The 24,468-nt window shown below is 31.1% G+C and carries 21 protein-coding genes; 19 read left to right on the forward strand and 2 right to left on the reverse strand.

The annotated features are described in order from the left end of the window. The first annotated feature begins 178 nt into the window (after window positions 1-178). A complete protein-coding gene (locus V6246_RS10175) occupies window positions 179-709 on the forward strand; it encodes an OmpH family outer membrane protein (RefSeq protein WP_042496322.1) in 531 nt (176 codons plus the stop codon). An 87-nt stretch (window positions 710-796) separates the two neighbouring features. On the opposite strand, the gene V6246_RS10180 is transcribed toward V6246_RS10175, so the two are convergent. After that, window positions 797-1,951 carry a DNA polymerase III subunit gene (locus V6246_RS10180; protein WP_341560334.1) on the reverse strand — a complete coding sequence of 385 codons (1,155 nt, stop codon included), beginning with the start codon at window positions 1,949-1,951 and terminating at the stop codon, window positions 797-799. A 206-nt stretch (window positions 1,952-2,157) separates the two neighbouring features. Here V6246_RS10180 and V6246_RS10185 point away from each other — a divergent pair, with 206 nt between their 5' ends. From V6246_RS10185 to V6246_RS10195, 3 genes are all read left to right on the forward strand, one after another. Further along, complete coding sequence (locus V6246_RS10185; protein WP_341560336.1) at window positions 2,158-3,345, forward strand: phosphoglycerate kinase; 1,188 nt, start codon at window positions 2,158-2,160, stop codon at window positions 3,343-3,345. 296 nt (window positions 3,346-3,641) lie between these two features. Beyond that, complete coding sequence (locus V6246_RS10190; protein ID WP_341560338.1) at window positions 3,642-5,228, forward strand: lytic transglycosylase domain-containing protein; 1,587 nt, start codon at window positions 3,642-3,644, stop codon at window positions 5,226-5,228. Between the two features lie 19 nt (window positions 5,229-5,247). Continuing rightward, window positions 5,248-6,255, forward strand: a complete 1,008-nt coding sequence (locus V6246_RS10195; RefSeq protein ID WP_341560340.1) for a DUF4837 family protein — start codon at window positions 5,248-5,250, stop codon at window positions 6,253-6,255. A 73-nt stretch (window positions 6,256-6,328) separates the two neighbouring features. On the opposite strand, the gene tatA is transcribed toward V6246_RS10195, so the two are convergent. Further along, window positions 6,329-6,514 carry a twin-arginine translocase TatA/TatE family subunit gene (tatA, locus tag V6246_RS10200; protein WP_042504148.1) on the reverse strand — a complete coding sequence of 62 codons (186 nt, stop codon included), beginning with the start codon at window positions 6,512-6,514 and terminating at the stop codon, window positions 6,329-6,331. 141 nt (window positions 6,515-6,655) lie between these two features. On the opposite strand from tatA, the gene V6246_RS10205 reads away from it, so the two are divergent. The 15 genes from V6246_RS10205 (at window position 6,656) to V6246_RS10275 (ending at window position 24,460) form a co-directional block, all read left to right on the forward strand. Further along, window positions 6,656-7,525 carry a M23 family metallopeptidase gene (locus V6246_RS10205; RefSeq protein WP_341560342.1) on the forward strand — a complete coding sequence of 290 codons (870 nt, stop codon included), beginning with the start codon at window positions 6,656-6,658 and terminating at the stop codon, window positions 7,523-7,525. A gap of 315 nt (window positions 7,526-7,840) precedes the next feature. Beyond that, a complete protein-coding gene (locus V6246_RS10210; RefSeq protein WP_341560344.1) occupies window positions 7,841-9,325 on the forward strand; it encodes a GH3 auxin-responsive promoter family protein in 1,485 nt (494 codons plus the stop codon). Between the two features lie 46 nt (window positions 9,326-9,371). Further along, window positions 9,372-11,063 carry a DUF6909 family protein gene (locus V6246_RS10215; RefSeq protein WP_159018800.1) on the forward strand — a complete coding sequence of 564 codons (1,692 nt, stop codon included), beginning with the start codon at window positions 9,372-9,374 and terminating at the stop codon, window positions 11,061-11,063. Window positions 11,064-11,067: 4 nt separating this feature from the next. After that, on the forward strand, window positions 11,068-12,135 hold the full coding sequence (locus tag V6246_RS10220; protein ID WP_341560346.1) for a hypothetical protein: 1,068 nt from the start codon (window positions 11,068-11,070) through the stop codon (window positions 12,133-12,135). A 10-nt stretch (window positions 12,136-12,145) separates the two neighbouring features. Next, complete coding sequence (rfbB, locus tag V6246_RS10225) at window positions 12,146-13,189, forward strand: dTDP-glucose 4,6-dehydratase (RefSeq protein WP_341560347.1); 1,044 nt, start codon at window positions 12,146-12,148, stop codon at window positions 13,187-13,189. Between the two features lie 12 nt (window positions 13,190-13,201). After that, entirely contained in the window at window positions 13,202-14,068 is an 867-nt protein-coding gene (rfbA, locus tag V6246_RS10230; protein ID WP_341560349.1) for a glucose-1-phosphate thymidylyltransferase RfbA, read from the forward strand. Next, window positions 14,068-14,613, forward strand: coding sequence for a dTDP-4-dehydrorhamnose 3,5-epimerase (rfbC, locus tag V6246_RS10235; RefSeq protein ID WP_341560350.1), 546 nt, complete (start codon window positions 14,068-14,070; stop codon window positions 14,611-14,613). The genes rfbA and rfbC overlap by 1 nt, the downstream gene beginning before the upstream one ends. Beyond that, window positions 14,610-15,470, forward strand: coding sequence for a dTDP-4-dehydrorhamnose reductase (gene rfbD, locus V6246_RS10240; protein ID WP_341560352.1), 861 nt, complete (start codon window positions 14,610-14,612; stop codon window positions 15,468-15,470). The genes rfbC and rfbD overlap by 4 nt, the downstream gene beginning before the upstream one ends. Before the next feature lie 108 nt (window positions 15,471-15,578). Beyond that, window positions 15,579-16,721, forward strand: coding sequence for a non-hydrolyzing UDP-N-acetylglucosamine 2-epimerase (gene wecB / locus V6246_RS10245; protein ID WP_341560354.1), 1,143 nt, complete (start codon window positions 15,579-15,581; stop codon window positions 16,719-16,721). A 31-nt stretch (window positions 16,722-16,752) separates the two neighbouring features. Next, entirely contained in the window at window positions 16,753-17,964 is a 1,212-nt protein-coding gene (wecC, locus tag V6246_RS10250) for a UDP-N-acetyl-D-mannosamine dehydrogenase (protein ID WP_341560356.1), read from the forward strand. Window positions 17,965-17,968: 4 nt separating this feature from the next. Continuing rightward, entirely contained in the window at window positions 17,969-19,276 is a 1,308-nt protein-coding gene (locus tag V6246_RS10255; protein ID WP_341560357.1) for an MATE family efflux transporter, read from the forward strand. After that, complete coding sequence (locus V6246_RS10260; protein WP_341560358.1) at window positions 19,273-20,244, forward strand: glycosyltransferase family 2 protein; 972 nt, start codon at window positions 19,273-19,275, stop codon at window positions 20,242-20,244. Before V6246_RS10255 ends, V6246_RS10260 begins: the two co-directional genes overlap by 4 nt. After that, window positions 20,241-21,575, forward strand: a complete 1,335-nt coding sequence (locus V6246_RS10265) for an O-antigen polymerase (protein ID WP_341560360.1) — start codon at window positions 20,241-20,243, stop codon at window positions 21,573-21,575. The genes V6246_RS10260 and V6246_RS10265 overlap by 4 nt, the downstream gene beginning before the upstream one ends. Before the next feature lie 4 nt (window positions 21,576-21,579). After that, window positions 21,580-22,161 carry an acyltransferase gene (locus V6246_RS10270; protein WP_341560362.1) on the forward strand — a complete coding sequence of 194 codons (582 nt, stop codon included), beginning with the start codon at window positions 21,580-21,582 and terminating at the stop codon, window positions 22,159-22,161. Beyond that, window positions 22,145-24,460: an O-antigen ligase family protein gene (locus V6246_RS10275; protein WP_341560363.1), complete on the forward strand. Its 2,316-nt coding sequence runs from the start codon at window positions 22,145-22,147 to the stop codon at window positions 24,458-24,460. Before V6246_RS10270 ends, V6246_RS10275 begins: the two co-directional genes overlap by 17 nt. Window positions 24,461-24,468 lie beyond the last annotated feature (8 nt).

Raw genomic sequence — 24,468 nt, forward strand, 5'->3', positions numbered from 1 at the left:
CGTTTAGAGCGCTTTATACGAAGCTGTTTTTGATAGTAATTATTTATATATTATTTAAGTTGCTATAAGTTTTCGTTATATGTTAAAATCCGAATAATTACGTGTCGTTTTAAAGCTTACTTTATTACATTTGTTCGGATTAAAAAAATTAACCAAAAACTAATCAAAAAAAATAAAAATGAAGAACATACTTTATGTAGCCATCGCGATGCTTGTTTTAGCATCTTGTGAAAAACCAAATAAAATTGGATTTGTAGATAACGGAGTCGTTATTAATGATTATCAAGAAAAAATTGATTTAGAAGCAAAATACAAAGCAAAAGATGAAGCTTTTAGAAAAAGAGCAGATAGCATTGGATTAGCTTTTCAAACAGAAGCACAAAAAACACAAACAGAAGCACAAAAAATTGCTAGAAGTAACAGGCAAAAAGCAGAGGAGTTAATGGCTGGCTTACAACAAAAGCAACAACAGTTACAACAGCAAATGCAAGTTGAACAACAACAATTAACACAAGCTTTTCAAGCAGATATCGATTCTGTAATTGTAAAAGTTAAAGATTTTGTTGGCGCTTACGGAAAAACAAACGGTTATAACTACATTTTAGGAACTAGTGAAGCTGCTGCTACAGTAATGTACGGCGAAGAGAAAAGCGACCTTACTAAGACTATTGTTGAAGCTATCAATGCTGATTATAAGAAAGCAGAATAAGCTTTAAATTATAAAACTAAAAAAGGCCTATTAAATTATTTAATAGGCCTTTTTTTATGCGATAAACTTATTGTTTTTAGAATTATTTTAATCTGCTTTTTTATGTAGTAAACGCGTTAATTTTATAGATAAATCGGTAAGTATAATTTTAGAATTTCCGTTACGTTCAATATGGTAAATGGCTTCTTGAAGCTCATTACTAATATCCATAATATTATTACCGTGTACATAAGGGGCGAAGTTTTCTAGTTTAAATTTATCCGATTTAGGTTCAAAAAACACCAAATCATCAGCTTTGTAATTAAGCAATAAAGCTTGTCTGAAAAAATCTAAACAGAAGTTTAAAAATTGCTTTTGAGTTTCACGACCGGTTTTAGCAATATCCTCGCTCCAAGAAATTAAATCTATAATGGCAGCTTTGTTTCCTTTGGCTTTAAAAGCGCTTCGAATCCACATAATAAACCAAGTTTCAAACTGGTTATCTTCGGTATCTTGATATACTAAATCGCATGCTTTATTGTAATTCCCATTGCTTTGGTGTGCTATTTTAGTAGCTACATTTCTATCAATATTAAATTGCTTCACTAACGCATCTACAATAACATCTTCGGCTAGTGGCGGAAAGTGTAAAATTTGACAACGCGAACGTATGGTGTTTATAATTTGCTCTTCTTCTTCAGCAATTAATATAAAAACGGTTTTATTTGGTGGTTCTTCTATTAGCTTTAAAAGCTTATTGGCACAGGCGCCGTTCATTTTTTCGGCCATCCAAATAAGCATCACTTTATAGCCGCCTTCGTAAGACTTCAGTGTAAGCGATTTTACAATATTTAGCGCTTCGTCCACACCAATTTGGCCTTGTTTATTATCTACGCCAAGTAGTTTGTACCAATCAAATAAGTTTCCGTAAGGTTGTTCTTTTAAAAGTTTTCTCCATTCTTCTAAGTAAAAACTAGACACCGGTTTGCTTTTTACTTTATCGCTGGTAGTTACCGGAAAAGCAAAGTGTAAATCGGGATGAGAAATACTATTAAATTTTAAATTGCAAGCTTCGTTTCCAGAGGTGTTTTCTCCTCCAGAATTTGAGCATAGCAAGTATTGCGCATAAGCGATGGCCATGGGTAATGTACCCGACCCTTCGTTACCTACAAATAATTGCGCGTGAGCAATTCGTCCATTATCAACACTCGTGGTTAAATGGTTTTTTATGTGGTCTTGACCTAAAACATCTTTAAAAAGCATGAAACAAACCTACATAAAATTTAGATATTTTTTTGTAATTAATCTATGAATATCTGCTAAAACGGGTTGTATCTAGAGTGTGCATTTCTAGTTTTTAAAAATTATCGCTTCGCTACATCGTTTTCGTGAAAAAACACGTTTTAAATGGCTGTTTATTTAGTTACATTTGTGAATCAAATAGTTAAAAATTAAAACATATAAATAAAATGAAAACGCTTAACGATTTTAATTTCGAGAATAAAAAAGCATTAATTCGTGTAGATTTTAATGTGCCTTTAAATGATAAGTTTGAAGTTGCTGATGCTACGAGAATTGTATCTGCAAAACCAACAATTATTAAAATTTTAGAAGATGGTGGAAGCTGTATTTTAATGTCTCATTTAGGTCGTCCAAAAGGTTTTCAAGATGAGTTTTCTTTAAAGCACATCGCTAATAAAGTGGAAGATGTTTTAGGTGTTGAAGTTAAAACTGTTGCCGATTGTATTGGTGCAGATGTTGAAGCAGCTGCTGCAAGCTTAGAGCCAGGACAAGTTTTGTTATTAGAAAACTTACGTTTTTATAAAGAGGAAACTGCGGGAGATAAAGATTTTGCTGAAAAACTATCTAGATTAGGTGATATTTATGTGAATGATGCTTTTGGTACAGCACACCGTGCGCATGCATCTACAACTATTATTGCTCAATTTTTTGAAGGTAAAAAATGTTTTGGTAGCTTATTAGCACAAGAAATAGAAAGTATTAATAAAGTAATGGAAACAGGAGAGAAGCCTGTTTTAGCTATTCTAGGTGGTGCAAAAGTATCGTCTAAAATTACTATTATCGAAAACATTTTGGATAAAGTAGATCACCTTATTATTGGTGGTGGTATGGCATTTACTTTTGTAAAAGCACAAGGTGGTAAAATTGGTAATTCTATTTGTGAGGATGATAAAATGCCTTTAGCTTTAGAGATCTTAAAGTTAGCAAAAGAGAAAAATGTTCAAATTCATATTCCTGTAGATACTGTTGCTGCAGATGATTTTAGTAACGATGCTAATACACAAATTGTTGATATTAACGAAATTCCTGATGGTTGGGAAGGTGTAGATGCTGGACCAAAATCTAGAAAACAATTTCATGATGTTGTAATGCAATGTAAAACCATACTTTGGAACGGACCATTAGGTGTTTTTGAAATGGAAAGTTTCGCTGGCGGAACAATAGAATTAGGAAACTCTATTGCTGAAGCTACCAAAAAAGGAGCGTTTTCTTTAGTTGGTGGTGGAGATTCTGTTGCTGCTGTTAAACAATTTGGTTTTGAGCATAAAGTAAGTTACGTAAGTACTGGTGGTGGTGCTATGTTAGAAAGCTTAGAAGGAAAAACACTTCCTGGTATTGCTGCTATTTTAGAATAGGTAGTATATATTTTAATAATATAAAAATCATCTTGGTTTTCTTTTTTATCTAAAGAAACTAAGATGATTTTTTTTGTGCGTTTTAGTTTCGTGTGAGCTAAATTTTGGTATATATTTTGTGGTAAGGTTTTAGTGCTTTTTTTAGAATTAAAAAGATGGTTTTGTAGTGTTTACGGACGTTTTAATCTGCTTTGTTTTTTCTGAATTAGAAAGTAATTAATATTTAGTTTTCTAATTCTCATAAAAAAACACGACTTTAGCCATAACATCGTTGAATAACGAACTGAACAGATTTTATGAATTTTCGATTTTATATAGTTTTATTTATCTTTAATATTAGCTTTTGTTATGCTCAAGAAGCCGATTCTACATCGGTACAAGGCGTAAAAGTTAAAGATTCCCTTGTTCAGCAAACAGGCTTGATGCAAGATTCTTTAATTGATAAAACGACGCGAGGTGTTAAAGAAATCTTGGTTTTAAAAGATAGTTCGTCCTTCAAAACATTAAAAGATGATGCTTATGCGGCTAAAATTGACCAAAAGTGGCTTGAAGAACTTTACAGTAATGCCCTTTATGATACTATTTACAAGTCTGTAAGCGAGTTAAAGTATGATCCTGTTGATTATCCTGAATTATCTACAGATACTTTAAAAGCGCGCTTAAAAAGGCTTGATGCGCGTACACCATTTAATGTGGAATATAATCCATCGTTAGAAAGTGTTATAAAGTCGTATTTAAAGCATAGAAGGCGTCATTTACAAACATTAATTACGGCGAGTGCGTTTTATTTTCCAATGTTTGAGCGTGAGTTAGATAATCAAAATATTCCTTTAGAAATTAAATATTTGGCCATTGTGGAATCTGCATTAAAACCACGTGCAAAGTCTAGAGTTGGTGCTACCGGTTTGTGGCAGTTTATGTTCGCTACCGGAAAGCAATATGGTTTAGATGTTAGCAGTTATGTAGACGAGCGTAGCGACCCTATAAAATCCACAATAGCAGCTTCTAAATATTTATCAGATTTGTACCGTATTTTTGGTGATTGGGATTTGGCTTTAGCTGCTTATAATTCGGGTCCAGGAAACGTTTCTAAAGCTATTAGGCGCTCTGGAGGTTATAGAAACTACTGGAATATTCGTCATAATTTACCACGTGAAACAGCAGGATATTTACCAGCTTTTTTAGCAAATATGTATATTTTTGAATATGCAAAAGAGCATGGCTTTACGCAATATAAACCCGAAATAGCATATTTTGAAACCGATACTATTCGTGTAAAACGCATGATTACTTTAGATCAAGTTTCGGAAGTTACAAGTGTGCCTATAGAAAAATTACAGTTTCTAAACCCTTCATATAAATTAGATGTTGTTCCTTTTGTAGAAGAAGAAAACTATAGCTTAAGGTTACCAAATGATGTGATAGGAACCTTTGTAAATAATGAAGATTCTATTTATGCTTACGCTAAAGCGGAATTTGAAAAAAGAGAAAAACCATTGCCACAGTTTTTTGAGGCGGATGATAAAATTACCTATCGTGTAAAATCTGGCGATTATTTAGGTAAAATTTCTAGAATGTACGCCGTTAGAGTTAGCGATTTAAAACGCTGGAACGGGCTAAGGAGTAATAGCTTAAAAATAGGGCAGCGATTAACTATTTTCCCTAAAAAACCTCATACTTCAACGTCTAGTGCTCCAAAGGCAGCGGTTAAAACAAAGCCTATTACAGGCGAGGTTATTTACTATACAGTAAGCGATGGAGATTCGTTATGGAGTATTTCTCAAAAATTCCCTGAAGTTTCTGTTCAAGATATTAAAGAATGGAACGGTATTAGTGGTAGTAAATTAAAAATAGGTATGAAACTTAAAATAGCTAAACTTTAAAAAAAAACAATATATCATTATGCGAAAAATTATTTTTTCTGCCGTGGCTTTAATATTATTAGTGTCTTGTGGCGATAAGAAAACTTCAGATAAATCTATGTTACCAGATTCTTCTGGAAATATAAGTCATGTTTCGGTGGTTTTAGGCAACGATTTATGGGATGGAAGTGTAGGTGAAGCGATTAGAAATATACTAGGAACACCTATTTATGGACTTCCGCAAGATGAGCCTATGTTTTCTGTAAGTCAGATTCCTGCTTCGGTTTTCTCTGGTTTTGTAACTAAAAACAGAACGATTTTAAAGATTGTTCCGAATAAAGAAGCCGGAATTAAATTTGTTGATGATGTGTATGCAAAGCCTCAAAAGGTGATTACGGTTTCTGGAAAAACAAGGGAAGAAATCATTAGTACGCTTAATGCAAATGCCGATAAAATTATTGAAACCTTCAGAGATGTGGAGCTTAAGGAGCGTTTACGCCAAATGAGTAAATCGAACCACACGCATACATCTATAGAAGAAAAGCTAGGGTTAACTATTGATTTTCCTTCTATTTATAGAATAGCGAAGGAGAGTGATAATTTCTTTTGGGTAAGAAAAGAGATAACAACCGGAACCAATAATTTAATGATTTATACATTACCGTTCGATGCTATAACGCGGAATGATAGTGTGGTTAATCAAATTATAAAAGTAAGAGATTCTGTTGGTGAGTTATACATACGTGGAAGACAAGATGGAGAGTTAAAGGCAAACGGTGATAAAATAGAGTCTTATATGATCACTGAGAACGCTTATACGCCCTTTCATGGTGAAACTATTGTGGATAATAAACCAACCTTAGAGACTAAGGGTTTGTGGGATTTAAAAGCCGATTTTATGGGCGGACCATTTATTAACTATGCTATTGAAGATAAAATTAATAAGCGTTGGGTAGTTATTGAAGGTTTTGCTTTCGCACCATCGGTAGAAAAGCGTAACTATATGCTAGAACTCGAGGCTATTATTAGATCGGTTAAAATAAAATAAGCCTAAAAAACGGCATAAAAAAAGACCAACATTTAAATAAAATGTTGGTCTTTTTTTTAAACTAAAATTAGTTTTATTCTTTTTTGTTGCTTGCTGTATCTTCTTCTTTACTAGCGTCTTTAAATTCTTTAATTCCACTACCAAGTCCGCGCATTAATTCAGGTATTTTTTTACCTCCAAATAAAAGTAAAACAACCACTACAATTAAAATAATTTGTGGAGCCCCAATCATTCCTAAAAATATGTTTGATAACATCATAACTTTCAATTTTGTTTTGCAAAGTTAATAATTAAACTTAAATAACATCGTTTTAAACATAACTTTAGCATATTGCCAAACCCATATTTAAATAGTTGAATTTGTAATTACTTAATAAATTCTATTTATTTTTGTTTTAACATGAAAGAAAAAAAGAAAAAGCCAAAGAAAATAAAACGCAAACTGCTTGATAGGTATAAGCTTGTTATACTTAACGAAAATACGTTTGAGGAGCGTTTATCGCTTAATTTAACGCGTTTAAATGTGTTTGTTTTAATATCGGTGTCTGCTATATTTTTAGTGGCGGCAACCTATGCTTTAATTGCATTTACACCACTTAGGGAGTATATTCCTGGTTATTCTTCAACAGCATTGAAAAGAAAAGCTACCGAATTGAATTATAAAACGGATTCTTTGCAGAAATCAATTTCGGTAAACGAGCTTTATTATGCATCGATTAAAAAGGTTTTAAAAGGCGATTTAAGTCCAGAAAATTTTAATAAAGATTCTATTATTCAAGCCGTTCAATTAGAAGCTAGTGAGGTCGATTTAAATCCATCTTCAGCTGATTCTTTACTTCGTGAAAAGGTGGATAAGGAAGATAAATATAATTTGTTCGAGTCGGCAACATCGGCAACTAACTTTATATTATTTCCTCCGGCAAGTGGAACCATTAGTGCTTCCTATAATATTAAAGAAAAGCATTATGCGGTAGACGTTGTAGTGGCGAAAGATACACCAATTAAGGCTACAGCCGATGGTATTGTTATTTTTGCCGAATGGACGGCTAGCACAGGTTATGTGGCGATAATAGAACATAGTTATGGTTTAATATCGGTATATAAGCACAATGCGAGCTTAACAAAAGCACAAGGCGATTTGGTAAAAGCAGGAGAGGTTATTGCTACTGCAGGAAATACAGGCGATTTATCTACTGGCCCACATTTACATTTTGAGCTTTGGAATGATGGATACCCTATAAACCCAACAAACTTTATAGATTTTAAATAATATGTTCAGTTCAAATTAGGTTTTGAATCTTTTGGCTTGTATGCTGTTTTCTTTTATTGAAATTTTAAAAAAAAGAACGTTTTAAAAAGTTTTTTAATTTTTAGTTAAACTAATTAAAATATTCAATTTTACCTTTTAAAAAAGGGGTGTTTATGGAAATAAGATAATGGTAGAAGCATTAGATATTAAGGTTGAATTTTATAAAAGAAACCAAAATATTTTTGCTAAATTACGATGCTTAAATAGTTCGAAAAATTTAGCTGACGAAGGTGATAGTTTAATTATTAATTGGTTCAAAACGCATTCAAAATAAATATGTTTTCATTAAAAGCTGCATTAGCAAAACCCTTTGCAAAACGTGTTTTTAAATCCATTCAAAAATGGAGCAATAACCCTGTGGAAACTCAAGAAAAGGTATTTCGTGAGTTAATTACAAAAGCTACGGCAACCCAATTTGGTAAGGATCATGATTTTATTAGTATAAATACGCATACCGATTTTGTAAAACGTGTTCCTGTTCGAGATTACGAAGCCTTAAAACCTTATGTAGAACGAGTAGTTGCTGGTGAAAAGGATATTCTTTGGACCGGAAAACCGCTATACTTTGCAAAAACCTCAGGAACAACCTCTGGTGCAAAATATATTCCTATTACAAAAGAAAGTATGCCAAGCCATGTAGAAGCGGCTCGAAATGCGATTTTAATGTATATTCACGAAACTGGTAATGCTAAGTTTGTAGACGGAAAAATGATTTTTTTACAAGGAAGTCCTATTTTAAAAGAACAAAACGGAGTGCAATTAGGACGTCTTTCAGGTATTGTGGCGCATTATGTTCCTAAATATCTTCAGAAAAATAGATTACCATCCCTAGAAACTAATTGTATTGACGATTGGGAAACCAAAGTAGATGCTATAGTGGAAGAAACACTGCCGGAGGATATGACTATTATTTCTGGAATTCCATCTTGGGTACAAATGTATTTTGAGAAGCTTCAGGAAAAAACGGGTAAAAAAGTTGGCGATATTTTTAAAAATTTCAACTTGTTTATTTTCGGAGGTGTTAATTACGAGCCTTACCGTGCTAAATTTGAAAATCTTATCGGAAGAAAAGTAGATAGCATTGAACTCTATCCTGCAAGTGAAGGTTTTTTCGCTTTTCAAGATAAACAGAATGAAAAAGGCATGTTGCTTCAATTAAATTCTGGCATATTTTACGAGTTTATAAAAGCAGATGAGTTTTTTGATGATCACCCAAAACGAATTACTATTGGTGCCGTTGAGATTGGTGTAAATTATGTGATGATTATTTCGTCTAACGCCGGGCTTTGGGCTTATAATATTGGTGATACTGTTGAGTTTACTTCAGTAAAACCATATCGTGTTATTGTTTCGGGACGTATAAAACATTTTATCTCGGCCTTTGGAGAGCACGTAATTGGAAAAGAAGTAGAGCAGGCCATGCAAGAAGCAACGGCAAATACAGATATTCGCGTTTCAGAATTTACTGTAGCACCACAAATTAATCCTTCCGAAGGGTTGCCCTATCATGAATGGTTTGTAGAATTTGAAAATAACCCTGAAGATCTTTCCGCTTTAGCGAAAAAAATAGACCAGTCTTTACAAACCCAAAATAGTTATTATTTCGACCTAATAAAAGGCAAGGTTTTACAGCCTTTAAAAATTACAAAAGTTGAGAAAGATGGATTTCAAAATTATATGAAGTCTATTGGTAAATTGGGCGGACAGAACAAAATACCAAGGCTTTCAAACGACCGTAAAATAGTTGATTTATTACGGTAAGAAAATTAATTAAAATAGTATTACCTTTGACCCACCAAATTAAATTATGAGTAATAAAAAACATCACGAAAGAACGAGAGCTCAGGAGAGTTCGAATGCTATTGAGCGCTTGTATATTACTATGCGCCACTTGTTTAATCGCGGTTTCTATAAACCTATGGGGATTTCTGGTGAAACACTAAGGAGTTCTTTACTTTTACTAAGGCCAGAAATTTATGGTTCTATTGGCGACGAAAAAGCTGAGCTAGAAGGTTTGCTTTACGTAATTGATAGATTACCAATTGGTATTGAAGAGTGCATGTTTATCAATTTAACCAGTGATGAAGGTTATGGAGATTCGCATTTTGAACCTATAATTCCACCAAAAAGACGTCGTAATTGCTATCGTATTGATGATGAGCAAATGAATATCGAAATTACACGCGGTCGCTCTGAAATTTACGATATTTTAACTCACCTTACTTTTCTATTTGTAGAGTCTCATAAAATTAGCACGCGTGTATTAATTAATGATGAAGGTGATACAACGCGCGATTGGATAAAATTAGAAAATGCTGTTTTATCTAAAAAGAAATTTACACAAGAAGAACGTGAAGTTGCTATTACACATACTGCAAATATTTTAGGCAGAACTTTTAAAGAAATTACGGATGTATATAGCGCATTTGCTACGGCTTCGCAGCCAGAGCGTTTGTTGCATATTGTGTATTGGTTAGGTAAATTGGCAATAGAAGAATTGGTTGGTAATAATAAACGAACTATTACGTTTAGCCCGGTTTTAAGAGAACGTATTGGTCATCATATCCATGGTGAAATATGGTCGAATACCATTAAGGAAACATTACACAAAAATAACTTATTAGAAAGACCAATTCATATTATAAGTGCAAACATGCATAGTGTTATGAATACGCTTTTTGCTCCAAATGCTTTAAAACCTATCGTTGCTAAAAAAGATATATTTGAAGTTTACGAGTCTTTGAGTCATAAAGAAAACGAGAGCTTACGCAATAAAATTTCTAAGGAAGCGTTGCAGAAAGGGATGTTCTATATTAAAGATACATCGGGTGCAAATATTGATGTACAAATATTTGACACCAGTAAAATTGATAATTCTAAATTAGATATTAAAGCTTCTGAAACCGTTTTAAAAGAAAAGAAGCCCGTAATTATAGTAATGGACTATGCTTTTGGAGAGCAAGCTTACGAAACGATAGACGAACTTTTAAAGCCATATAAACCTAAAGGGAAAGAGAAAGTACATATGAATGTAGAATCTCTATCCATAATGGGTAAAGCAGGTATTTTAGAAGGTGGTAAAGGTGATATTATGATACCATCGGCACATATTTTTGAAGGTACAGCAGATAACTATCCTTTTGATAACGAATTAAAACGTGAAGATTTAGAAGGAAAAGGTGTAAATGTTTATGATGGTTCTATGATAACCGTTTTAGGAACATCGCTTCAAAATAAAGACATTTTGAAATTCTTTTATAATTCCACATGGAATGTGATTGGATTAGAAATGGAAGGTGCACATTACCAAAAAGCGATACAAGCTGCATCTAAAGTACGTGGAAGTATAAGTCCTGATGTAAAAGTGCGTTATGCATATTATGCTAGTGATAACCCGTTAGAAACAGGAGCAACATTAGCCTCTGGAGGTTTAGGTGCCTCTGGAGTAAGACCAACATATTTAATTACAAGAACCATATTAGAACAAATATTAAATTAAAATTATGAGTAAAGAGTTACCACAACCGCAACAATCTGAAGAGTTAGATTTAGGGCAGTTATTTAAACTTATAGGCAATGCTTTTGATAGACTTTTTAAGTTTATTGGAGGGATTTTTACAAAGATATTTGGATTATTTATGGGTGTTCTATCTCATTTTTTTAAAAGAAAAATTTGGTATATTTCGGTTGTTATAATTGGGATTGCAATTGGATATTTCATAGATTCAACGGCAGATAAAACTTACGGTGCAAATATGTTTATCGAGACTAATTTTAATTCTGCTAGGCAGGTTTACGAAAACATTAAAGAGTTTCATCAATTAGCCAATAAAGATAAAGATTTTGTAGAGCTTTCTAAGCGATTAAATATTACAGTAGAGGAAGCGGAAACATTAAACGGGTTTTATATTCAGCCTGATGAAGATGAAAGTTTAATCGTAGAGAAATATTCAGATTTTTATAAAAAATTAGATTCTACTTCACGATTGGAGATGAATTATGAACGGTTTAAAAAATCTTTATCATCTTATGATTTTAGAATCCATCTAATCGGTGTGTCAACAACAAATAAAAAGATTTATAAGAGTATAGAGGAAGCTTTTGTTAAAGAAATATCTCGTAATACTTATTTAGAAGAAATTGTTGAGGTTAATCTTGAAAACTTAAATAGAAAAGATGATGCTCTTTTAGTGCAGATACAAAAAACAGACTCGTTAGTAAAAGAATATTTAAGCATAAGAATAAACGAATCTGAAAAAGAGAATTTAACTGGTTCTGGGACAAATTTATATATGGGTAATACGGAATCTGGAAGTTTAATTATGGATGAGTCCGTGATTATAGAAAAACGTCTTGATCTGGAGGCTCAAAGAAGAATGATTAATAAGGATAAGGTTGAGCAAAAAAATGTTATTAATGTGATAGCTAATTTTCCTACTAATGGTTATGATATTAGTAATTGGTATGAGAAAAACAAGTTTCTAATTCCTATAATTTTGTTTGTATTAACTTTTTCTATTTTTATGATTGTTGGGTTAGGTAAGTATTTAGATAAGGAAAGTAACAAGTAAAACTAATTAAATGACTATTTTAATAACAGGAGGAGCTGGTTTTATAGGGTCTCACGTAGTAAGGCTTTTTGTTAAAAACTATCCCGATTACAATATTTTTAACTTAGATAAACTTACCTATGCTGGTAATCTGGAAAATTTAAAAAACATTGAATCTAAATCTAATTATACGTTTATAAAGGGAGATATCACCGATGAAGTTTTTATCGATGGCCTGTTTAAAAAGTACAGATTTGAAAGAGTCATTCACTTAGCTGCAGAATCACATGTGGATCGTTCTATTACAGATCCTTTAGCATTTGTTAAAACCAATGTTATTGGAACTATGGTTTTATTAAATGCCTTTAAAAATACGTGGAAAGATAATTTTAATAATAAATTATTTTATCATATAAGTACCGATGAGGTTTATGGATCTTTAGGACAAACGGGATTATTCAAGGAAACAACGTCCTATGACCCGAATTCACCATATTCAGCATCAAAAGCTAGTTCCGATCATTTTGTAAGAGCTTACGGAGAAACTTACGGATTACCTTATGTTATAACAAATTGTTCTAATAATTACGGCCAAAATCAATTCCCGGAAAAATTAATTCCTTTATTCATTAATAATATAATTAAGAATAAAGCATTGCCTGTTTATGGCGATGGTAATTACACAAGAGATTGGTTGTATGTGGTAGATCATGCTATTGCGATAGATTTAGTTTTTCATAAAGGAAAACAAGGAGGTACTTATAATATTGGTGGTTTTAATGAATGGAAAAATATCGATTTAGTAAAATTGCTTTGCCAACAAATGGATGAAGCATTAGGAAGAGAAAAAGGGTCTTCCGAAAAATTAATAACTTATGTTAAAGATCGTCCAGGGCATGATTTAAGGTATGCTATTGATGCATCTAAAATAAACAAAGAATTAGGTTGGGCGCCATCGGTTACATTCGAAGAAGGTTTAAAAACAACTATAGACTGGTACTTAAATAACGAAACTTGGTTAAATAACGTTACAAGCGGGATTTACCAAACATATTACCAAAAACAGTACAGTTAAAATATAAACATTATGAAAGGGATAATTTTAGCAGGAGGCTCAGGAACAAGACTTCACCCATTAACATTATCAGTAAGTAAGCAACTTATGCCTATTTACGACAAACCAATGATTTATTATCCGCTTTCTACTTTAATGTATGCTGGAATAAATGAAATATTAATTATTTCAACACCTAAAGATTTACCTTTATTTAAGGATTTACTCGGAGATGGTAAAAAATATGGTTGTAAATTTGAATATGCTGTTCAGGATGTTCCTAATGGTCTAGCTGAAGCATTTATTATTGGTGAAGAGTTTATTGGAAACGATAAAGTCGCATTAATATTGGGGGATAATATCTTTTACGGAACAGGCTTAGCAAAACTTTTAAAAGCCAACAATAATCCTGACGGTGGCATTATTTATGCCTATCGTGTACACGATCCGGAGAGGTATGGGGTTGTGGAGTTTGATGATAATATGCATGCAAAATCGATAGAAGAGAAGCCAGAACACCCTAAATCAAACTATGCTGTCCCTGGTATTTATTTTTATGACAACTCTGTGGTAGATATAGCAAAAAATATAAAACCTAGCCATAGAGGAGAACTGGAAATCACTGATGTAAATAGAGAATATCTTAAACAAGGAAAACTTAACGTTAGCATTTTAGACAGAGGCACAGCTTGGTTAGATACGGGCACATTTCAATCGTTAATGCAAGCCTCTCAGTTTGTTGAAGTGATAGAAGAAAGGCAAGGATTAAAAATAGGAGCCATTGAAGGAGCTGCTTTCGAAATGGGGTATATAAACAAGGAACAGTTTAAAAATTTAGCGGAGCCACTATTAAAAAGTGGATACGGTAAAAACTTATTAGGCTTACTTAAAAATAAATAATGATTGCAAAAGAAACCAAATTAAGAGGTTGTTTTATATTAGAACCTAAAGTTTTTGAAGATAGTAGAGGTTATTTTTTTGAAAGTTTTAATCAAAAAACATTTAATAAATTGATTGGTCAAGAGATTAATTTTATTCAAGATAATGAATCCTTTTCGTCAAAAGGAGTTTTAAGAGGCTTACATTATCAAGAAGGAGAATCTGCTCAAGCAAAATTAGTGAGAGTTATTAAAGGAAAAGTACTTGATATAGCTATAGATATTAGAAAAGAATCTTCAACCTATGGACAGTATGTATCTATAGAATTAACAGAAGAAAATAAAAAGCAGTTATTTGTACCACGAGGATTTGCACATGGCTTTATTGTGTTGAGTGATACCGCTATTTTTTCTTATAAATGTGATAATTTTTATAAGAAGGAAGCTGAGGGAGGTATTATTTATAATGATAAAGACTTAAATATTGATTGGAAATTAGATGAAAAAGATTTTGTGATTTCTGAAAAAGATTTACAATTACCAACTTTTAAGGAGGCTATTTTATGACAACTATTTTAGTTACTGGAGGTAACGGACAATTAGCAAGATGCATAAAGGATGTTGAAAAACAGTATGATGATTTAGATGTAATTTATACAGATTATATAGAACTTGATATTTGTGATTTAAATCAAGTACAAGCTTTTTTTAAAACAAATAAAAAAATAGAATATTGCATTAATTGCGCAGCCTATACAGCTGTTGATAAAGCAGAAACAGAGGTTGAAAAAGTTTTTGATATTAATGCAAAAGGCGCAAAAAACTTAGCATTAGCTTGTAACGAATATGGAGTGATTTTAATTCATATTTCAACCGATTTTGTGTTTGATGGTGAAAAAAGAGAACCGTATATAGAAACAGATGTAGCTAAACCGATTAGTGTTTATGGAGCGTCTAAATTGCAAGGAGAAGTTGAAATACAAAAAATTTTAGATGAGCATTTTATAATAAGAACTTCTTGGTTGTATTCAGAGTATGGTAATAATTTCATGAAAACAATGTTAAGATTAGCTGAAACAAGAGATGAAATTAGCGTAGTTTGTGACCAAATAGGAACACCAACTTATGCAAGAGACTTGGCGGAGGTCATACTAAAGATAATATTGAAAAGAAATAGCTTTTATGGGGTTTATCATTATAGTAATGATGGGGTAGCAAGTTGGTATGATTTTGCAAAAGAAATATTTGATTCACAAAGCATTCCAATTAAAATTATTCCAATTAAAACAGAATTTTATCCAACTCCTGCAAAGAGACCCATGTATAGTGTGTTTGAAAAAACGAAAATAAAAACCAAGATAGAATTAGAAATTCCTTATTGGAAAGATAGTCTCATGGTAGCAAAATATAATTATTGTAGTTAGTTTTTTTGTTTTAAGGCAATTAGGGACAAACTACTTTTAAAATTATGGAAGTTGACGGATAAGGTTTAGCTAGCTAAACAAAAAGGATAAAAAAAATATATTAATCATATGCGTATTAAAAATCTAATAATTTTCGGCACAAGACCGGAAGCGATTAAAATGGCTCCATTAGTAAAGGAGTTCCTAAAATACAACCATAAATTTGATACGAAAGTATGTATTACGGCTCAACATAGGGAAATGTTGGATCAAGTACTTTCGTTTTTTGAAATTATTCCAGATTTTGACCTTAATCTTATGAAGCCGAATCAGAACTTATATTCCTTAACTTCTGAAATTATTAATAATTTAAAACCAGTTTTAGAAAGTTTTGAACCTGATTACGTATTCGTGCATGGAGATACAACCACTACTATGGCGGCCAGTATCGCCTCATTTTATTCTGGAGCAAAAATTTGTCATGTAGAAGCCGGATTGCGAACTTTTGATATGACATCACCTTTTCCTGAAGAAATGAATAGATCTGTTACTGGTGTGGTTGCTAATGTTCATTTTTCTCCTACGGAAACATCAAAACAGAATTTAATTAATGAAAACAAGAATCCCAATACAATTCTGGTTACTGGAAATACAGTAATTGACGCTTTGTTGTTCAGTGTTGATAAGGTCAATAACCCTAAGTTTAAAGACCAAGAGATTGATGATTTAAAAGCTATTTTAGAAGCTGATAAAAAACTGATTTTAGTTACAGGGCATCGCAGGGAAAACCACGGACAAGGTTTTATAAATATTTGCCAAGCATTAAAGCAGATTGCATTAGAACAACCAGAAATCCAAATAATTTACCCTGTTCATTTAAACCCAAACGTTCAAAAACCAGTATACGAATTACTTGGTGGAATTAGTAATATAAAACTTATTCAGCCTTTATCATATCCTGCTTTTGTTTGGCTAATGGAAAAATCTTATTTAATTTTAACGGATAGTGGTGGTGTACAAGAGGAAGCGCCTGGTTTGGGAAAACCAGTTTTAGTAATGAGAGATACAACCGAAAGACCGGAAGCTGTTGATGCAGGAACTGTGATATTAGTTGGAACAAATACTACTGAAATAATTAATAAGACAAAACAGTTGTTGTTGCAGCCAGACACTTACTCAAATATGAGTAAACTTCATAACCCTTATGGAAATGGGAAAGCTTGTAGTCAAATTGTGGAATATATTTTAGAGCATTCGAAAAAGCTTCAATAAAAAAACTAATAAAAACTAATAAATAAACTAGATGAATCATCCAGAAGTTGTTATGATTGGATTGGGTTATATTGGACTCCCAACAGCGGCACTTATTGCTCAAAAGAAAACTAAAGTTTATGGGGTAGATATTAATCCGAGTGTTGTAGAAACTATAAACGCAGGAAAAATACATATTGTTGAGCCAGAATTGGATATTGCAGTTGCTAATGCTGTAAAAGAAGGCTATTTTAAAGCGGCAATAGCCCCTGTTATCGCTAGCACTTATTTAGTTGTGGTTCCAACACCTTTTAAGGCAAAGAATGAGCCAGATATTTCTTTTGTAGAAGCTGCGACTCGATCCATACTGCCTTTGTTGAAGCCTGAGGATTTATATATAATTGAATCAACATCTCCCGTAGGAACAACAGAGAAAATGATGAATCTAATATATTCTGAAAGACCGGAGTTAAGAGGTCAGTTGCATATTGCTTATTGTCCAGAGCGTGTACTTCCCGGTAACGTGATGTTTGAGCTGGTTCATAATGATCGAGTTATTGGTGGCATAGATGATAACTCAACAGAAAGAGCTGTGGCTTTTTATAAACAATTTGTAAAAGGAGATTTACATAAAACCAATGCACGAACAGCAGAGATGTGTAAATTAGTTGAAAATTCGTCAAGAGATGTTCAAATAGCGTTTGCTAACGAACTATCTTTAATTTGTGATAAAGCTGATATTAATGTATGGGAACTAGTTGCTTTAGCAAATAAACACCCTAGAGTAAATATCTTACAGCCAGGTTGTGGAGTAGGAGGACATTGTATCGCTGTGGATCCCTATTTTATTGTATCAGATTATCCAATGGAATCGAAAATTATTGGAAAGGCACGAGAGGTTAATAACTACAAATCCTTTTGGTGTGCTGAAAAAGTGCAAACAGCCAAACTTGAGTTTGAGCTAATAAACCACCGTAAACCAAGTATAGCTTTAATGGGCTTGGCTTTTAAACCAGATATTGATGATTTGAGGGAGTCACCAGCCAAATACATTGTTCAAAAAGTATTACAAAACGCTAATAATGAAGAATATTTTATTGTTGAGCCTAATATAATTGAACATAAGGTGTTTAAAATTACGGAATATAAAGAAGCCGCAGAAAAAGCTGATATAATTGTGTTTTTAGTGGGGCACAAAGAGTTTAAGACATTAGAAATTTCTTCAGATAAAGTCGTTTTAGATTTTTGTGGCATAAGTAATTAGTAAATTGATATATATAAAAAAATTACTAGCTTCTGATATTGGTGTTTCAACCATTTTTAACCTATTTACTAAAGTAATAGGTCTAGTAGGTGGGTTTATTTTGACATTATTAATTACTAATTATTTTGGTTTAAATACCCTAGGAATTTATGCAACGGTATTTACTTTAATTAACATTGCAGGTCTGTTTGGGAAATTTGGACTGGATATTGTAGCTGTAAAAATGATAGCGGAGAAGGATGGTTTAAAAGATAGACAATCGTTGTATAGAAAGTTGTTTATTCAGGTCTTTATTATTTCAACTATAGTTTCTGTGTTGTTTTATTTTAGTTCAGCTTTTATTGTTGGTAAATTACTGGATAATGATAAAATTATTCATATTACTAAAATGTCTTCATTTGTTATTTTGCCTTTCAGTTTTTTTTATTTGAATATAGAAACCCTCAGAGGCTGCGGAAAAATAACGATATATAGCTTTATGTATACGTCTGCGGTAGTATTATTAAATGTTTTAATAATTTTAGTGATCATCAACTCTTCTCATTTCGAATTGAATTCAGATTTAATCATCTACGTTCTTCTAATATCTATTTTAATCGCTTTTCTAATAAGTTTCATTTTAGTTATAAATACGTTGTTTAAAGGAAATTTATGGTTTCTGTTTCAAAAAAAAATTAGTGTTGATTTTTCACTTTTAAAAACGTCTGCACCTTTACTATTCAGTGGGGCATTATATATGCTAATGAATAGAATGGATATATTAATGCTAAATAGATTTGCAGATTTAGATGCTGTAGGTAGCTATAATATTATTTTAAAATTCTCTAATTTACTACCCATTGGGGTCATGGCGACAAACGCAATGGTAGGCCCCATGTATTCAAAGTATTTTGTTGAGAAGAATTTTGAAGAAATAGAAAAGTTAGCGCTCAATTCAACAAAGTTGATTTTTCTAATTGGGTTGGGTGTTTTGATTTTTTTGCTTTTATTTAAAACGCAATTGATTTCATTATTTAATATTGATTATAATGTTATAATAACATCATATCTTACCGCTATAGGCTTGTCTTTTGTTTATGCTATGACGGGTGCTGTTGGGTTAATTTTACAAATGACAGGAAAGCAAAACGTTCAGATGTATGTGTCAATTTTCGCGTTGATTGCTAATGTTTTATTAAATATTATTTTAATCCCAATTTATGGCTTACTAGGCGCAATTTTTTCTACTTATTTAAGTTTGATATTGCTAAATATTACGCTTTCAGTTATAGTAAAAAAGGAATTTGGAATTAGAACAATTATTAAAATATGAAAAAAGATTTAACTATAGGTATTTTACTATGGAACAGTATTAGTCATTTAGAAGATTTATATGGTTCTATTGTTAGTCAAGATGTTATAAATGATTTCCAATTATTAATAATTGATAATGGCTCTTCAGATGGCTCAGTTTCGTATTCTAAAGCTTTTTTTAAAGACAAAGATATTGACCTTCGTATTATAGAAAACCCAGTTAACAGGGGGTTTTGCCAAGGGGCCAATCAATTAATTGAAGAGACAAATAGTGAATATTTTATATTACTAAATAGTGATGTGAAATTTGAAAGTGATTATTTTGAAAGCTTATTATCTAATATTAAAAAAAGTGATTCAGAAGTTATTGGGTTGATTCCTAAAGCATTGTATTTCTATGATGAAGCTAGAATAAATAATTTTGGAAATAATTTTAGTCCATTTAGTTTATGGCAAGGAGAGTATACTGATAAAATTGATGAGGCTTCAATAAGCACTTATGAGTGTATGGGAGGTTTGTTTATTTCACCTATTTTTAAAGTAAATTTACTTAAGGAAATTGGCGGATTTATTGATGAATTTGGATCATATGGAGAAGATTTTGATGTATCCTATAGAGCAAGAATTATGGGTTATAAATGGATTGCGGATTCAGATTCTATAATTTATCATAAATTTCAGGCTTCAATAAAGGATAATAATGTAGATAGAAGAAAATGGTACATTAATGGTTTTAGAAATGCATTTTATGTTTTGATCATCAATTTGCAATTATTAAATCTTATTTATGTTCTTCCCATTTTTTTTGCTAGAATTTTAACGCGATACAATATTTACTCGCACCAAAACAATTATAATTTTTTTGAAACAAACAGCTTATTTTTTAAAACTTTTTTAAGAAAAGCCGATTTCACTTGGATTAAATCATGGCGAAAGTTTGTTCAAGACAAACGGGTAATTTCAGATTTTAAAGTTTGGAAATTATGAGAATTAAAAAAGATATATTGTATAGAACGCTAAGCTACTTTTTTCTTATAGCTGCATTTTTATTAGAGATTACTTTTTTAAAAGTAATCTGTTTTTTCTGTTTTCTATATTTTTTTATTTCAATATCACGTAGTTATATAAAAAACAATTTAAATTATTATTTCTTACTAGCACTCGCTACGTTCTATTTTATTGGGAGCATAGATTATGGAATCGTTTTAGAATATAATCAGCGTGAAATTTCTTATGTTTCACGGATAGCTGTTGTTTTATTTTTTATGGTATATCATTCACTTATGACAAGTAGTTATGATGTGTCAATAAATATAAATGCACTAAGAACTGATTTAAAAAACAGAAATTTTAATCATAATCTATTGTTTTTTATAAATGTAGTTTCTATTGCTATTAACATTGCTGTAATTGCTTATGTAATCTCTATTTTAGGTAAATACACATGGGGTGATGAGTATAGGCGTGTTTTAGGCAGGGTTATCCCAGGTGAGTTCACTGTTTTTAGTTTACTTGTCATTATTCTTTTTCATTATAATACTTTATTCATATTACGTTCAAAATCCAAAACAAAGTTTTACTATTATATATTCAATTTATTGATTGTGTTACAAGTGTTTTTGAATTCATCAAGATCATCTTTTGTGTTTTTGTTTGGGCCATCTCTTTTATTGTTTTTCCTAATAAAAGGAAAAACAGTCTTTAAACTTAAGTATTTAATTATTGGGATCACCTTACTTGCGCTTTCCAGTTTTTGGGGATATTATAGATTAATGAACAGACCCAAGCTTGACTTCGCAAAAATAGTACGACAAACAGGATTTCCAGAAGAGTATATTGTGTTTTATGATGCTGTAGTAACTTTTAGAGGTTCGGTAGAGATTTATAATAAAGTAGTAACTAAAGATGTTAGTCCAGAATATGGCTCTTTTTTAATTAGGCCGATAAATCAATTATTCAATAAAGGAGAATTAGGACCAGCACAGCATGTTGCTAGAAAGTACGTTGGAAGAACCTATGATTCAGCCCTACCTCCAACCTTAGTAGGTGGTTTTTATATAGATTTTAGACTATTGGGATGTATTATAGGTCCTTTGCTTATGTTATTTCTTTTTCATTTTTTTAAAACAAATTTTAATATACTCGCGTATGCCCTTGGCTATACCTACTTAATTACTTATTATGTGATAAGTATTTATGGAAATTTTTTTAATAATATTGGTTTCCCCTTGACCTTGGTTATTTATATAGGAATAAGTTTCTTCCTGTTTACTAAGTTTAAATGCAATATTACAGGGTTATTGGGACGTAAAATTTAGAGCTATGATAGAAGTTTTTATATACAAGTTATTAAATAAGTTTGTTAATAGACCATTATTGAAATTTAGGTTAAAAGCATGTGGGAAAAATTTCAGAATTGGCTATAGTTCTGAGTTAAAAAACCCAAAGAATTTCACTTTTGAAGATAATTTTTTTTCGGGGCCTTATGGATATTTTGTTACTAATGAGTTTATTCCTGTAAAAATTGGAAACCATGTAATGTTTGGTCCTTTTTGTAAAATTTTTGGAGGTAATCATAATATTAAGTATACAAAGAATCACATTTATTATGCACCAGAATCAAAGGTTGAAGAAAAAAAAATAGTTATTGAAGATGGAGTTTGGGTTGGAGCAAATACTACTATATTAACTAGTACTTATATTTGTGAAGGTGTTGTTGTGGCCAGTGGCGCATTAGTTAATCATTATATACCGCCATATTGTATTGCTTATGGCGTGCCCGCTAAGCATTTTAATAGAAGGTTCAACGATAAAGAATTAATTGAAGTATTACAAAATACAAAGAGTAAATATAAACTTGAACAATTACTAGATATTTATAAAAGGCATGAAATTTATTTGTAGTAGAAGGCACTTGTTGGTTATGGGATGTAGTTTGGCTGCTATAGGATATGTTTTTTCTATTGCAACGGCATCCTTAGGGTTAATGGCTTTTTTGTTAATATGGCTATTAAATATTAAGAATTTAAACTTTAGTAATTTTTTAAATAATAAAAGCCTTTGGATTCCTGCGGGGTTTTATTTAATAATGTTAATGAGTTTGTTGTATTCACTGGATTATAGTCAAGGTGTTAAGATTGTTATAAGGTATTTGTCTTTTGTTTTATTGCCAATTATATTTCTTACAATTAAAGGTTTTAGTGATAAAGAAAGATCTTTAATATTAAAAATATTTGTATTTGCTGTAACTTTTTTTCACCTAAGTTGCTTTCTAAATGCAATATATCGACAAGTTGTTTTTTTTTGGAATGGAGGCGTTTTTAATTGGTACTTTTTTTTTAGATATGATTTATTGGAGATATTTGAGCAACACCCAACTTATGTTGCCATGTTTACTTTAATGTCAATAAGTATTCTTTTATTTTCTTCACTAAAACAATTGTTATCCAAAAAATATTCATTTTTTTTATTATTAGTGCAATTTGTGGGCTTATTGTTTTCAGGCAGTAGAATAGGTCTTTTAATTTTAATTGTGATTATATCACTTTATGTATATAGAAAAGTGTTTGTACAGTTACAAAAAACAAATTCAAAAAGGATTTCAATCATACTCGTTTCTACTTTTTTAATGCTTTTTATAGTCTGGAATATCCCTGTCATCAAAGAGAGAATACTTTTTACTATTGGATATGATTATGATTATAAGTTTAATAAAAAGAAATTTGTAAAAAATGGCGCTCCTGAAAAACACGGAAGGTTATTATTGTGGGGAGATGTGATAGAGTTAATAAAAGAAAAACCAATTTTTGGTTACGGAACGGGCTCTAACAATATAGTTTTAAATAAAAAGTATGAAGAAAAAGGACATAGACATTTTTTAAATGAAAATTATAATGCGCATAATACATATTTGGAGTTATTAATATCTGGAGGTTTTTTTCATTTAAGTATATTTCTTTTGATGTTATTATCTATTGTTTTTAAAGGATGGAGAAAGAAAGATTTTGTAACGCTTTCTTTTTTTTGTGTCATATCGATAACAGCATTAACAGAAACGATTTTTAGATCTCAAGGAATTATTTTTTTTACTTTTTTTTATTGTTTTTTATTATCAAAACCAAAGATAAAAAGGGAGGGAGTCTTGTTGGTTGGGCCATACCCGCCTCCAATAGGAGGGATTTCTCTTTTTATTAAGAAATTAAACAGCTTTTTAAGTTCAACCTTTAATGAAGAGGTTAACATTGTAAATGAATTTGGAAATAATACTGAAAATAGTTCTGTATATAATTTATCTTCAAGTTCCAAATTATTATATTTTTTTAGATTATTATATTATTTGTTTTTTTTAAACACTAACAAATATGTCTTTTATCATGGAGTTCATGGAATTACACGATTTATACTTGTTTTTTTAAGTAAAATTTTAAATTATGAAGTTGTATTTCAGTTTCATGGAAAATCGGTTGTGCAATTTCATGAAAAGAATAAACTAACAAATAAGATTAGTTCTTTTTCATTAAAAGGAGCAAGAAAGTTAATTGCTGTTAATAATGATATTATTAATGAATTAAAAGTATATATCCCTTCTTTGGAAGTAAGTAATATTCCGGCATATTTACCAGATCATAAAATGATTTTAAATCCTGATGTAGATGGGTTTTTTAAAGGCTTGGATAATAGAAAAAAATATTTCTTAAGCTATGCTACATTGGATAAAGCTAACAATGGAGAATATAATTATGGAATCAATGACCTTTTTGATTTTTTTGATAAAAATAAAATACGAGATAATGGATGTTGTTTAATATTGGTATTGATTTTATACAAAAAAGAGCATGTTAAAGAATATGAGGAAAAATTATCTGTATTATTTAAAAGGGAGAACAGTAATGTTGAAGTTTTTATAAATCATGGAAACACACCATTAGTTCCATTTTTTAGATATGTTGAAGGTTATATAAGATGGACATACGAGGATGGATTAGGCGTTTCGTTAATAGAAGCATTAGATTATGGGATATCAGCTATCGCAACAAACGTATGTGAAAGACCAAAAGGAGTAAAAACTTTTGATATAATAAACCCAATCGAACTTGAAAAATACGTACTTTTATCGTCCAATAAAAAAGTAATTCATAGAAGAATTGATTACCAGAAAGAATATATTAATTTGTTTACTGATTTTGGTTTTACATTTATATAATAACAGAT

This window comes from Algibacter sp. TI.3.09, assembly GCF_038154905.1.
GTDB lineage: Bacteria > Bacteroidota > Bacteroidia > Flavobacteriales > Flavobacteriaceae > Algibacter.